Below are 11,744 nucleotides of genomic sequence, written 5' to 3'. Positions count from 1 at the left end.
GTCAACATTTTAGTCGATGACGTAGAAAACTCGACGAAACGTGGCCGGAGAAAGAAAAAAAGGGCACGCGCCTGCGTGCCCCAACCCCAACAGAGAGACAAGGAACCCAAAAAGGCTTGGACTCGCACCCAAACCGGAGTCGATTCTATCCCTTATCAATCCAGAGGTTTTTGATGCACGTCAAAGAAACTCATCGTTCATCGACATTTCCACCCGACTTGCCGATATCATGGTCCGAGGCGCCCGTCGCTTTTTCAGTCGCCTCGTCGCGGTCCTCGAAGAGCACGCGGTAGGCCGGCCCCTGGAGATCGTCGAACTGTCCACTCCTGACCGACCACCAGAAAACGAGTCCGATGACGAACACGAGCACGACCGACAAGGGGATCAGGATATAGAGGCTTTCCATCGTCTCAGAGCCTATGGAGCGCGTTGCAGACGCAGTGCGTTGAGCACGACGCCCAAAGAGCTCGCCGCCATTCCCAGACCCGCCATCCACGGCGTCACCCAGCCGGCCATGGCAAAGGGGATGGCGAGAAGGTTGTAAGTGAACGCCCAGCGATGGTTCTGCGCCACGACCACGAGCGTGCGGCGTGCATGGCGTACGGCGCGTGCGACGCCTGAGAGATCGCTGCCGAGCAGCACGACATCGGCGTTGAGTCGGGCAAGATCCGCCCCTTCGCCCATGGCCACCGACACGTGTGCCCCCGCCAGCACCGGAGCGTCGTTGACCCCGTCGCCGACCATGGCGACCACGCTCCCCGGCCGTGCCATCACTTCCCGCAAGGCCTCGATCTTGCCCTCGGGAGTGAGCGCGGCGCGTGCCGAGTCGATGCCGAGGGCTCGTGCAACATGGAAGACGATCTCGGGCGCGTCTCCGGACAAGAGATGCGTACGCACGCCGAGCGCATGAAGCTCCTGCACCAGGGCCGGAGCTTCGTCGCGCACGACGTCGGTCAAACCGAAAAGCGCCATCCAGCCCGTTTCGTCGGCCAGCGCCACCCAGGTAAGCGTCGGATCGATGTCGCTCCCTGCTTGCGCCAGGGGAGGCAAGGAAAACCGTTCGGCGACCCATTCGGGGCGGCCGATCCGCACCCGACGTCCGCCGATGCGGGCGCTCAAACCTTGGCCGGTGACCACTTCCAGCGCCTCGAGCGAAACGTCCATGGGCGTCACGTCGGCGAAAGCGCGGGCGATCGGATGTTCGCTCGCCGCCTCCAGCGCCGCAGCCAGCGCCAGCGATTGCTGTGCGTCATGTCCGGAGAGCGGGAGCACCTTGGCCACAGCCAGCTGCCCCCGCGTGAGTGTACCGGTCTTGTCGAACGCAATGTCGGTGAGCCGAGCCAAAGTCTCGATGGCATGTCCGCGCGTTACCAGTACCCCCGAACGCATCAAGGCATCGGTGGCCGCGGTCAAGGCCACGGGAGTGGCCAAGGACAGGGCGCAGGGACAAGCGACGACGAGTACCGAGACGACGATGGGAACGATGCGAGCCGGGTCGAGCCAGCTCCAAAGCACGGCGGTGAGCAACGCCAATGCCAGCACGGCCACGATGAAGAGGCCGGCGTAGCGCTCGGCGAGCGTGGAGATTGCGGGCTTTTCGCTTTGAGCCCGCTCCATGGTGCGACGGATGGTCGCGAGCCGGGTTTCTTCGCCGACCCGCTCGACGGCGATTTCGAGCACCCCACCTCCGTTTAGACTGCCGCCGAGTACCCTATCCCCTTCGCTCTTGGGAATGGGGCGACTCTCTCCCGTAAGGATGGCTTCGCTCACTTCGCCGTACCCCGACAGGATCCGCCCGTCGACCGGGATGGTCTGTCCAGGACGTACGCGGATACGATCGCCCGGCGCGAGCCGTGCCACCGGCACACGCTGCCAAATCCCTGCTTCCAGACGTTCGGCCACGGCAGGAATGACGCGGGCGACCTCCTCCAGCCCGCGCACCGCCCGCTGACGGGCGAGCATTTCGAGGAATCTCCCACCCAGCAGGAAAAAGGCGAACATCGCCACCGAGTCGAAATAAACCTCCGCCCCGTCGGTGAGGGTAAACCATAGACTGGCCAAAAAAGCCACGCCGATGCCCAAGGCCACCGGCACATCCATCCCGACACGCCGCAGTCGCAGATCGCGCCAGGCATTGGCAAAAAAAGGGCCGCAGGAGTAGAACACCACGGGCAGGGTCAGCACGAGGCTCGCCCAGCGCAACAAGCGCTCGATGTCGGCCGGCATCTCGCCCTCGCCCGCCAAGTAGGTGGGGATGGCGTACATCATGACCTGCATCGAGGCAAAGCCGGCCACGAACACGCGCCAGAGCATGGATCGCCGCTCGCGCTGCGCAACCTCTTCGGCTTTCTTCGGATCGAAAGGGTAGGCGCGATAGCCGATCTCGGCGATTGCCTTGAGGATACGCGACAGGCTCGTACGCTCAGGATCCCAGCGCACCAGCGCGCGGCGGGTGGCGTAATTGATCTCGACGTGGGTGACGCCGGGCTGGCGGCGCAGGTGTTGCTCGTTGAGCCAGACGCAGGCTGCGCAGGTGATGCCCTCGAGGATGAGGGTGACCTCGCGCTCGTGCTCGCCTACCGCCCGTGAGACCTGCTCGGTGAGTTCGGGCAGATCGAAGGATTCGAGTTCTCGCACCACCTCGGGCAAGGCTTCGCGCACCGGCTCGGGCATGGCATCGCGGTGGCGGTAATAGTCGCCCAGGCCGTTGTCGACGATGGCCTGCGCCACGGCCACGCAGCCGGCGCAACACATGCGCCGCGCCCGCCCGTCGATCACCACGGAAAAATGCGTCTGCGGTGGAATCGGCAGGCCGCAGTGATAGCACCCTTCTTCTGCGACGACCGCCGCGCTCCCGGCTTGCTCCCAGGTGCTCTCGTTCATCCCCACCTTCGTTCGTCTCCGCCGCGGCTCACTTTGCCCCCATGCGAATGGCGCCGTCGAGGCGGATCACTTCTCCATTGAGATAGACGTTCTCGACGATGTGCCGCACCAAAGCAGCATATTCGGCCGGACGCCCCATGCGCGGCGGGAAGGGCACCATCTTGCCCAAGGACTCCTGCACTTCGGCTGGCATCCCTAGCAACATGGGCGTTTCCATGATTCCCGGCGCGATGGCCATCACCCGAATCCCCCAGCGGGCCAATTCACGCGCCGCAGGCAAGGTGAGCGATACCACCCCTCCCTTCGAGGCGGCATAGGCCGCCTGTCCGATCTGACCGTCGAAAGCGGCCACGGAGGCCGTGTTGACGATGACGCCGCGCTCTCCCTCGGCGTTGGGTTCGTTGGCACTCATGCGGGCAGCGGCCAAGCGCATCAGGTTGAAGGTGCCGATGAGGTTGATCTGGATCGTTCGGGCGAACGAATCCAGCCGGTGTGGCCCTTCCTTGCCGACGATCTTCTCGGCCGGAGCGACGCCGGCGCAATTGACCAGCACGTCGAGCCGGCCGAATCGTTCCACTGCGGCAGCCACGGCCGCTTGCGCACTCGCTTCGTCGGTGACGTCGGTGCGCACGAAATGCGCGTTACTGCCCAGCTCGGCAGCCAGCGCCGCACCCTTCGCCTCGTCTTGATCAGCAAGTACGGCCCTGCCGCCGCCAGTCACGACCATGCGAGCCGTGGCCGCCCCCAGCCCGGAGGCGCCGCCGGTGATGAGAAACACTCCTCCTTCGATCTGCATCGCTCCCCCTTCATCGTTCGTCGATTCTTGCCTCGTGCCTTACACAGAGAAAGACTGCCCGCAGCCGCAGGTGGTGGTCGCATTGGGGTTGCGGATCACGAACTGGGCCCCCTCGATCCCTTCCACGTAGTCGATCTCGGCGCCGACCAGATATTGGTAACTCATGGAATCGATGAGCAGCGTCACTCCGCCCTTTTCGATCACGGCATCGTCTTCGGCCACTTCCTCGTCGAAGGTGAAACCGTACTGAAATCCGGAACAGCCACCGCCGGTCACGAACACGCGCAGCTTGAGCGCCGGATTACCCTCTTCTTCGATCAGCTCGCGGACCTTGGCGGCGGCACTGTCGGTAAAAACGAGTACGTCGTCGGTCTGGGTTTCGGTCGTCATGATATGGGCTCCTCGTCAGGGTCGTCGCAGAGGCGACGTGGTTATGGACCGGAAAGGGCGCTCGCCGTTCCCGTGAGTTCAAGGGCTCACCGGCACGAGGTCCAGCCCCGTGGTCTCCGGAAAACCGAACATCAGGTTCATGTTCTGCACCGCCTGCCCCGCCGCACCTTTCACGAGATTGTCGATCACGGAAAGAACGACGACGATCTCGCCCCCCTGAGGCCGATGGACGGCGATGCGGCACACGTTGCTCGCACGCACCGAACGCGTCTCCGGATGCGAACCCGCCGGCAGCACGTCCACGAAGGGCTCTCCGGCATAACGCTCGGCGAAGAGCGATTGCACGTCGAGCGATGGATTGGTGAGCCGCGCATAGAGAGTGGCATGGATGCCGCGGATCATGGGCGTGAGGTGCGGCACGAAGGTCAATTCCACCGGCAGGCCGCGGGCGATGCGCTGCAGCCCCTGCCGAATCTCGGGCAGATGGCGATGCCCGGCCACCCCATAGGCCTTGAAGTTGTCCGCGGCTTCGGCAAAGAGCGTATGGACTTCGGCCTTGCGCCCGGCGCCGGAGACGCCAGACTTGCAATCGGCCACCAGCCAGTCACGGGCCACGGCATTCACCTCGAGCAGCGGCAGAAAGCCGAGTTGCACCGCCGTGGGATAGCAACCGGGGTTGGCCACCAGACGCGCCCGGGCGATCGCCTCGCGCTCAACTTCCGGCAAACCGTAGACGGCTTCCTCGAGGAGTTCGGGCGCAGCGTGCGTCATGCCATACCAGCGCTCCCATTGGTCGGCATCGGCCAGGCGAAAATCGGCCGAGAGGTCGATGAGGCGCACCCCGGCGTCCAACAGCCGCCGTGCCTCTTTCATGGCCACGCCATTCGGGGTGGCAAAGAAGACGAGGTCGCAACGATCGAGTCTTGCCTCGTCCGGCGTCGAGAAACGCAAATTCACGTGACCCCGCAGGCTGGGAAACATCTCGGACACCGGCATGCCGGCCTCGGTGCGCGAGGTGATCGCCTCGAGCGACACCTCGGGATGGCGGCTGAGCAGACGCAACAACTCCACCCCCGTATAACCTGTGCCACCGACCACGCCAACCTTGATCATCGTTTCGCCTCCTTGAGATCACAGCGTGCAATTATCGCCCGAGAACGCCGAAAATCGAGCGCGATGAAACGGCAAAAGCCACCTCGAGGGTGGCTTTGCAGAATGCTGCCCGGACGAAAACGATCAGCGCTTGGAGAACTGCTTGGCGCGACGGGCTTTGCGCAGACCGACTTTCTTCCGTTCGACCTCGCGCGCGTCGCGGGTCACGAACCCGGCCGCCCGCAGCGGTGCTTTCCACTCGGGATTGTAGTCGATGAGCGCCCGGGTGATGCCGTGGCGCACCGCACCGGCTTGGCCGGATTCACCGCCACCATCGACATTGACCATGATGTCGAAGCGATTCTCGACTTCGAGCAGGCGCAGCGGCTGCCGCACGATCATGCGCCCCGTCTCGCGAGAAAAAAATTCGTCGAGCGGCTTACCATTGACCACGATGTTGCCGGAGCCCGGCTTGATGAAAACACGAGCAACAGCTTCCTTGCGCCGCCCCGTTCCGTAATTGTACGACACCGCCATCACTGACTCCTCAGATTTCCAGCACTTTGGGCTGCTGCGCGACATGGGGATGCTCGGCGCCGGCGTAGCACTTGAGCTTTTTCAGCATCGCATAGCCGAGTGGCCCTTTGGGCAGCATACCCTTGACCGCCTTCTCGAGCACACGCTCGGGATGGCGCTGCAGCAGTTTCTCGAACGTGGTCTCGTAGATACCGCCCGGATAGCCGGAATGGCGGTAGTATTTCTTGTCGGCAGCTTTGTTGCCCGTGACACGAATCTTATCGACGTTGACGACGACGATGTAATCACCGGTATCGACGTGGGGCGTATAGATCGCCTTGTGCTTGCCGCGCAAACGGCGGGCGATCTCGGCCGCGAGCCGACCCAGTACCTTACCCGACGCATCGACGACGAACCAGTCACGCGTGACTTCGTGTGGCTTGGCGGAGAACGTTTTCATGCGTATCCTCGATCATCTCAGGCCCGAGTCCGGCCCTTCTGGAAAGCAGGGGATGTTAGCGTAAAGGCAGTGCCTTTGTCAATCTCGAGCCGAAAAAAAACGCCGCCTCGAAGAGGCGGCGTTCAATCCACACCAAAGGAGGAGGGTGGAGGAGACACCGGTCGAACCACACGAGTCGTGATCCGTTGCTGCGTATACTAGTGACACCCGGCAAAAAAAGCAAGAAAAAAATGGCGCACTGCACAATAAACTTTTAGATCGCAAAATCAAACTCGTTTATCCGCAAATCCCCTACAATTCTGCATTGCGCAAACCACGAGGGAAGATCAACATGGAATGCACGGTTCGCTGGATCGAGGGCCGCACTTTTCTGGCAGAAACAGGATCGGGACATTTAGTGGCGATGGATGGAGCCCCGGAGGCAGGCGGGCGCAATCTCGCGCCGCGCCCCATGGAACTGCTGCTCGCCGGCGCCGGCGGCTGCACCGCCTTCGACATCGTGATGATCCTGGAGAAAGGACGGCAGGCCGTGAAAGGCTGCGAAGTACGGCTCGAGGCCGAACGCGCTCCCACCGACCCCAAGGTATTCACCCGCATCCGTTTCCATTACGTCGTGCGCGGCCGCGGACTGGACGAGGCGCGTGTGGCACGAGCAGTCCGGCTGTCGGCGGAAAAATACTGCTCGGCCTCGATCATGCTCGGCAAGACCGCCGAACTCGAGCACACTTGGGAAATCGTCGAGGAGGGGTGAACCACCCCGAGACGGCAGGTCAGAGGCGGTAGGCGAGCGTCGTCATCACTTTGGAAGCGAGCCGCATGGCCCCTCGCACCGGCGCCGGCAGCGGTCGCGCACCCAATGACTCGGCGAGTCGAGCATGCCCCGTCTCATCTTCCTTCATCTGTTCGAGAATGGCGCGACTGCGCCGATCCTCTGCCGGCAGCGCCTGCAGATGCCCTTCGAGATGACGCTCGACCTGGCGCTCGGTCTCGGCGAGAAAGCCGAGATTCCAATCGTCCCCCGCCGCCCCTGCCGCCACGCCGATCGCCAGGGAACCCAGATACCACAAAGGATCGAGCAGGCTGGTTCGCCCGCCGAGCTCGTGCAGACGCGCCTCGGTCCAGGCGAGGTGGTCGACCTCCTCGTCGGAAGCGCGGCGCAACGCCTCGCGGATCGAGGGGTCGCGACTGGTGAGCGCCTGCCCCTGGTAGAGTGCTTGGGCGCAGATCTCGCCGGTGTGATCCACTCGCAGCAGTCCTTCCACGTGCCGGCGCTGTGCTTCGTCGAGCGGACCACCCGGCAGGTCGGCGCCGGGCATCGGCCGTGCGCCCCTTGCCGGGGCAAAAACCGTGCGCAGGGCGCGATCGAATTCGACGATCACCCGGTCGAGCGCATCGAGCCGCTCAGCGTCCATGTCGTTCCTCCAACGGCGAAACAACGGGAAAATCGGGGGGGATCTCCTCGATCAATTCACGGTACTGCGGCTGAGTGTGCGGCGGCGGCACGTCGAGATAGCGCGAAAGTTCGATGAGGGCAAGCTGGTAGACGCGGCGTTTGAAAGCGATCACCGCATCGAGCGGCACCCAGTACTGCGCCCAGCGCCAGGCGTCGAACTCGGGGTGCGCGGTTGCGCGCAGGCAGACGTCGGAGTCCCGCCCCACGAGACGCAGCAGGAACCAGATCTGCTTCTGCCCGCGATAGACATTACGCCACTGGCGCTTCACCCAGCGCCGTGGTACATCATAGCGCAGCCAATCGCGCGTGCGTCCAAGGATGCGGACGTGCTGCGGCAACAGACCGACCTCTTCGTGCAGCTCGCGGTACATCGCCTCTTCCGGCGTTTCCCCTTTTTTGATCCCGCCTTGTGGAAACTGCCAGGAATGTTCGCGTATACGTTTGCCCCAGAACACCTCGTTGCGCGCGTTGACGAGCACGATGCCGACGTTCGGGCGATACCCTTCCCGGTCGAGCATGGTCGTTTCCTCGATTCTTCGTTGCTGCTATTGTTCCATAACGAGGCCATCAAGAAAAGGGACACCGCACCACCCTTCCCCTCGCAACAAGGCAATCGCTTTTACCCAAGGGGGAGTTTGCGCAATGAAGTACGGTACGCGGGAATCCGTTCAGAGGTTTTTCGCCGGGAGCACAGGCTGCGTTTGGGGTACAGGCCGGATCGGTACGCAGGAGGGCGAGAGCCGGTTTCCGCACGGCCGACGGATTCTGTGAGGCACGACCCTTGCAAACACGACGGTCATCCTCGCGAAACAACGTGACATCCGGGATTCAATGCAAGCGATTCTCGCCCCCAGCGACCGCATGGCGATACCCTGAGCATCGGACACCGCCTTGGAGCCGAGTATGACGGTCATCCTTCGAGCCACAGACCGCCTTGCCATCGACGGAGACCCACCCCGCCACGATGCCGATCATCAAAGCGATCCCTTCTGAAGCTCGACTCGCAGACCCGCGTACCCGTTGCCCGAAGCAGCCGGCCAAAGGAGGCGTGCGAAAGCATGAAAGCCGCACGATCTTCGCTAAGAGGCTACGATTTCCGCGCGCAACGACCATTGGAGCGATCCAGGCCATCCAAAACATGCCGGCCTATTTCACCCAGCAAAGGTCATGACGGAATCCGTTGGCTCCCCGAGCAGGGCTCGAACCTGCGACCCACGGATTAACAGTCCGTTGCTCTACCGACTGAGCTATCGGGGAAAAGAGCTTCGAATTATAGCGAACAGTCTGCCAGTGTCAAGCAAATCGCACATCTTACGGATGCATCCCTTACGAGCCCCCCTTGACAGGCGCGTTTCCAAAGCTATAATTCACGTTCTGCAGGCGCGTAGCTCAGTTGGTTAGAGCACCACCTTGACATGGTGGGGGTCGTTGGTTCGAGTCCAATCGCGCCTACCAGATATCCAGGAGTCTTCCATGAGTCGAACTACCCCGCGCTCTTCCTGACCGCCTCACCGGGGAAGAAGCTCCTGTCCAGAAATGCGGCCCGGTGGCCGCATTTTTTTTGCCTGCGAGACCTGACATGATTCGAATCACTCTGCCCGATGGCTCCGTCAAAGAATTCCCTTCGCCGGTAACGGTACGCGAAGTGGCCGAATCGATCGGCCCGGGCCTGGCCAAGGCTGCGCTTGCCGGCAAGGTCGACGGGCGCCTGGTCGATCTGTCGCACCGTATCGAACGGGATGCCCGTGTCGAGATCATCACCGATCGCAGTCCCGAAGGTTTGGAGATCCTGCGCCACTCGACGGCACATTTGCTCGCGCATGCCGTCAAGGAGCTCTTCCCCGAGGCTCAGGTGACGATCGGGCCGGTGATCGAAAATGGCTTCTATTATGATTTTGCCTACGATCGCCCCTTCACCCCCGAAGATCTGCAGCGCATCGAAGCGCGCATGCGCGAGCTCGCGGCGCAGGCCATCCCCGTCGTGCGCGAGGAGTGGCCGCGGGACAAGGCGATCGAATTCTTCAAATCCCTCGGGGAGCACTACAAGGCCGAGATCATCGCCTCCATCCCCGAAGGAGAGACCATCTCCCTCTATCGGCAGGGTGACTTCATCGACTTGTGTCGCGGTCCGCACGTCCCCTCCACCGACAAACTCCGGGCTTTCAAGCTCACCAAGGTCGCTGGCGCTTATTGGCGGGGCGATGCGCGCAACGAACAACTGCAGCGCATCTACGGCACTGCCTGGCCCGACGAAAAATCACTCCAAGCCTATCTGACCATGCTCGAGGAGGCCGAGAAACGCGATCATCGCCGGCTCGGCCAGCAGCTCGATCTCTTCCATTTCGAAGAGGCCGCCCCGGGTGCCGTCTTCTGGCATCCCAAGGGGTGGCGCATCTTCCAAACCCTCATCCAGTACATGCGCGCGCGTCAGGAGGCGGCCGGCTATGTCGAGGTGAACACCCCCGACGTCATGGACCGCTCGCTGTGGGAGCTCTCCGGGCATTGGCAGAACTATCGCGACCACATGTTCACCACCCAGACCGAGGATGGTCGCGTCTTCGCCTTGAAGCCCATGAACTGTCCCGGGGCGGTGACCATGTTCAAGCATGGGCTGCACAGCTACCGCGATCTGCCCTTGCGCATGGCCGAGTTCGGCAAAGTGCATCGCTACGAACCCTCCGGTGCCCTGCATGGGCTGCTGCGGGTGCGCCACTTCACGCAAGACGATGCGCACATCTTCTGCACCCCCGAGCAGATGGAAGAAGAGTGCCGCACCGTCGTGCGCCTCATCATGGACATCTACAAGGACTTCGGCTTCGAGCAGGTGCGGGTCAAGCTCTCCACCCGTCCCGAGCACCGCATCGGCAGCGACGAGATCTGGGATCGGCTCGAAGGGGCGCTCGCGCAGGCGCTCGAATCCATGGGCATGAGCTATGAGCTCTTCCCCGGTGAGGGGGCTTTCTACGGGCCCAAGCTCGAATTCGTGCTGCGCGACGCCATCGGTCGCGACTGGCAGTGCGGCACCTTGCAAGTCGACATGAACCTGCCCGAGCGTTTCGATCTCAGCTACGTGGCCGAGGACAATACCCGTAAACGACCCGTGATGCTGCATCGGGCGCTCTTCGGCTCGCTCGAGCGCTTCACGGGCATCCTCATCGAGCACTACGCCGGAGCGCTGCCCGCCTGGCTCGCCCCAGTGCAGGCCGTAGTGCTGAGTATCGCCGAGCGTCACGCCGACTATGCGCGACAAGTGGCCGAGGCTCTGCGCCGTCAGGGCTTTCGCGTCGAGACCGATTTGCGCAACGAAAAGATAAACTATAAAATCCGCGAGCACAGTGTGCACAAGATCCCTTACCTGCTCGTCGTCGGCGATCAGGAGCGGGAATCGGGTGGGGTGGCAGTCCGCGCCCGCGGTGGCATCAATCTCGGTGCGATGCCATTGGATGATTTCGTCGCGCGCCTGCGCGAGGAGATCGAGCGCAAATTGCCGGCCCCCGCGTCCAGCCAGACATAGGAGAGCAAGACCATCGCACAGGAAAAGAAAGTGCGCGTCAATGAGGAAATCGACGCGCCGCAAGTTCGATTGATCGGAGAGGACGGAGAGCAGTTGGGTATCGTGTCGCTTGCCAAAGCGCTGGCGGTGGCCGAGGAAGCGGGGCTCGATCTCGTCGAGATCGCCCCCATGGCCAATCCGCCCGTGTGCAAGGTGATGGACTACGGCAAGTACCGTTACCAGGAACAGAAAAAAGCGCACGAAGCCCGGCTCAAGCAGAAACAGATCCAGGTCAAGGAAATCAAGCTGCGACCGGGAACCGACGAGAACGACTACCAGATCAAGCTGCGCAATTTGCGCCGTTTTCTCGAAGAAGGGGACAAGGCCAAAGTGACCTTGCGCTTCCGTGGCCGGGAGCTGTCGCACCAGGAACTGGGCATGCGCCAGCTCGAGCGCGTTCGCGAAGATCTGGCCGACGTCGGCGTCGTCGAGCAGATGCCCCGGCTCGAGGGGCGGCAGATGGTGATGATCATCGCACCGAAGAAAAGCAAATAGATGATGGTCTTGCGCGGCGATTCGCGGTAAAATAGAAACTTTCTCGCCGCTGCGGCGGGGAAAAGCGCCGCGGCGGTTCGGCCGCGGTACGCAACAAGTGAAGTCA

The 11,744-nt window shown here is 62.7% G+C and carries 12 protein-coding genes and 2 tRNA genes; 4 read left to right on the top strand and 10 right to left on the bottom strand.

What is annotated here, in order from left to right:
- Positions 1 to 190 precede the first annotated feature (190 nt).
- The 7 genes from ccoS to rplM all read right to left on the bottom strand — a co-directional run bounded on the left by ccoS (position 191) and on the right by rplM (position 6,137).
- The gene (ccoS, locus tag GV368_RS00605; RefSeq protein WP_169114603.1) at positions 191 to 406 is read right to left on the bottom strand and encodes a cbb3-type cytochrome oxidase assembly protein CcoS; all 216 of its coding nucleotides are present in this window, start codon (positions 404 to 406) and stop codon (positions 191 to 193) included.
- A gap of 11 nt (positions 407 to 417) precedes the next feature.
- Entirely contained in the window at positions 418 to 2,883 is a 2,466-nt protein-coding gene (locus GV368_RS00600; RefSeq protein ID WP_169114601.1) for a heavy metal translocating P-type ATPase, read from the bottom strand.
- A 28-nt stretch (positions 2,884 to 2,911) separates the two neighbouring features.
- Positions 2,912 to 3,679 carry a 3-hydroxyacyl-CoA dehydrogenase gene (locus GV368_RS00595; RefSeq protein ID WP_142803683.1) on the bottom strand — a complete coding sequence of 256 codons (768 nt, stop codon included), beginning with the start codon at positions 3,677 to 3,679 and terminating at the stop codon, positions 2,912 to 2,914.
- Between the two features lie 39 nt (positions 3,680 to 3,718).
- On the bottom strand, positions 3,719 to 4,069 hold the full coding sequence (gene erpA, locus GV368_RS00590; protein WP_142803684.1) for an iron-sulfur cluster insertion protein ErpA: 351 nt from the start codon (positions 4,067 to 4,069) through the stop codon (positions 3,719 to 3,721).
- 78 nt (positions 4,070 to 4,147) lie between these two features.
- On the bottom strand, positions 4,148 to 5,182 hold the full coding sequence (argC, locus tag GV368_RS00585) for an N-acetyl-gamma-glutamyl-phosphate reductase (RefSeq protein WP_142803685.1): 1,035 nt from the start codon (positions 5,180 to 5,182) through the stop codon (positions 4,148 to 4,150).
- Between the two features lie 123 nt (positions 5,183 to 5,305).
- Entirely contained in the window at positions 5,306 to 5,698 is a 393-nt protein-coding gene (gene rpsI, locus GV368_RS00580; RefSeq protein ID WP_169114599.1) for a 30S ribosomal protein S9, read from the bottom strand.
- 10 nt (positions 5,699 to 5,708) lie between these two features.
- Positions 5,709 to 6,137 (bottom strand): 50S ribosomal protein L13, encoded by a 429-nt coding sequence (gene rplM / locus GV368_RS00575; RefSeq protein WP_169114597.1) that lies wholly within the window; start codon positions 6,135 to 6,137, stop codon positions 5,709 to 5,711.
- A gap of 331 nt (positions 6,138 to 6,468) precedes the next feature.
- Here rplM and GV368_RS00570 point away from each other — a divergent pair, with 331 nt between their 5' ends.
- Positions 6,469 to 6,888, top strand: a complete 420-nt coding sequence (locus GV368_RS00570) for an OsmC family protein (protein WP_142803688.1) — start codon at positions 6,469 to 6,471, stop codon at positions 6,886 to 6,888.
- A 19-nt stretch (positions 6,889 to 6,907) separates the two neighbouring features.
- Here the strand turns inward: GV368_RS00570 and coq7 are convergent, their stop codons facing one another.
- The 3 genes from coq7 to GV368_RS00555 all read right to left on the bottom strand — a co-directional run bounded on the left by coq7 (position 6,908) and on the right by GV368_RS00555 (position 8,847).
- Positions 6,908 to 7,549: a 2-polyprenyl-3-methyl-6-methoxy-1,4-benzoquinone monooxygenase gene (coq7, locus tag GV368_RS00565; RefSeq protein ID WP_169114595.1), complete on the bottom strand. Its 642-nt coding sequence runs from the start codon at positions 7,547 to 7,549 to the stop codon at positions 6,908 to 6,910.
- The gene (locus GV368_RS00560) at positions 7,539 to 8,108 is read right to left on the bottom strand and encodes an RNA pyrophosphohydrolase (protein ID WP_142811319.1); all 570 of its coding nucleotides are present in this window, start codon (positions 8,106 to 8,108) and stop codon (positions 7,539 to 7,541) included. Before GV368_RS00560 ends, coq7 begins: the two co-directional genes overlap by 11 nt.
- A gap of 663 nt (positions 8,109 to 8,771) precedes the next feature.
- Positions 8,772 to 8,847, bottom strand: a tRNA-Asn gene (locus GV368_RS00555).
- Positions 8,848 to 8,968: 121 nt separating this feature from the next.
- Here GV368_RS00555 and GV368_RS00550 point away from each other — a divergent pair.
- The 3 genes from GV368_RS00550 (at position 8,969) to infC (ending at position 11,638) form a co-directional block, all read left to right on the top strand.
- A tRNA-Val gene (locus tag GV368_RS00550) sits at positions 8,969 to 9,045 on the top strand.
- Positions 9,046 to 9,169: 124 nt separating this feature from the next.
- A complete protein-coding gene (gene thrS, locus GV368_RS00545; RefSeq protein ID WP_169114593.1) occupies positions 9,170 to 11,104 on the top strand; it encodes a threonine--tRNA ligase in 1,935 nt (644 codons plus the stop codon).
- 12 nt (positions 11,105 to 11,116) lie between these two features.
- A complete protein-coding gene (gene infC, locus GV368_RS00540; protein ID WP_142803692.1) occupies positions 11,117 to 11,638 on the top strand; it encodes a translation initiation factor IF-3 in 522 nt (173 codons plus the stop codon).
- Positions 11,639 to 11,744: the final 106 nt, after the last annotated feature.

The sequence above is a fragment of the Tepidiphilus baoligensis genome, assembly GCF_012911495.1.
Classification (GTDB): Bacteria; Pseudomonadota; Gammaproteobacteria; order Burkholderiales; family Rhodocyclaceae; genus Tepidiphilus; species Tepidiphilus olei.
Note: the sequence above shows the minus strand (reverse complement) of the source record. Positions and strands in the feature narration are given on the sequence as shown.

Coding starts and splice junctions, on each gene's coding strand:
- coq7 (WP_169114595.1), bottom strand. CDS start 7,549: ATGGACGCTGAGCGGCTCGATGCGCTCGACCGGGTGATCGTCGAATTC.
- erpA (WP_142803684.1), bottom strand. CDS start 4,069: ATGACGACCGAAACCCAGACCGACGACGTACTCGTTTTTACCGACAGT.
- GV368_RS00570 (WP_142803688.1), top strand. CDS start 6,469: ATGGAATGCACGGTTCGCTGGATCGAGGGCCGCACTTTTCTGGCAGAA.
- argC (WP_142803685.1), bottom strand. CDS start 5,182: ATGATCAAGGTTGGCGTGGTCGGTGGCACAGGTTATACGGGGGTGGAG.
- GV368_RS00595 (WP_142803683.1), bottom strand. CDS start 3,679: ATGCAGATCGAAGGAGGAGTGTTTCTCATCACCGGCGGCGCCTCCGGG.
- ccoS (WP_169114603.1), bottom strand. CDS start 406: ATGGAAAGCCTCTATATCCTGATCCCCTTGTCGGTCGTGCTCGTGTTC.
- rplM (WP_169114597.1), bottom strand. CDS start 6,137: ATGAAAACGTTCTCCGCCAAGCCACACGAAGTCACGCGTGACTGGTTC.
- GV368_RS00560 (WP_142811319.1), bottom strand. CDS start 8,108: ATGCTCGACCGGGAAGGGTATCGCCCGAACGTCGGCATCGTGCTCGTC.
- rpsI (WP_169114599.1), bottom strand. CDS start 5,698: ATGGCGGTGTCGTACAATTACGGAACGGGGCGGCGCAAGGAAGCTGTT.
- GV368_RS00600 (WP_169114601.1), bottom strand. CDS start 2,883: ATGAACGAGAGCACCTGGGAGCAAGCCGGGAGCGCGGCGGTCGTCGCA.
- thrS (WP_169114593.1), top strand. CDS start 9,170: ATGATTCGAATCACTCTGCCCGATGGCTCCGTCAAAGAATTCCCTTCG.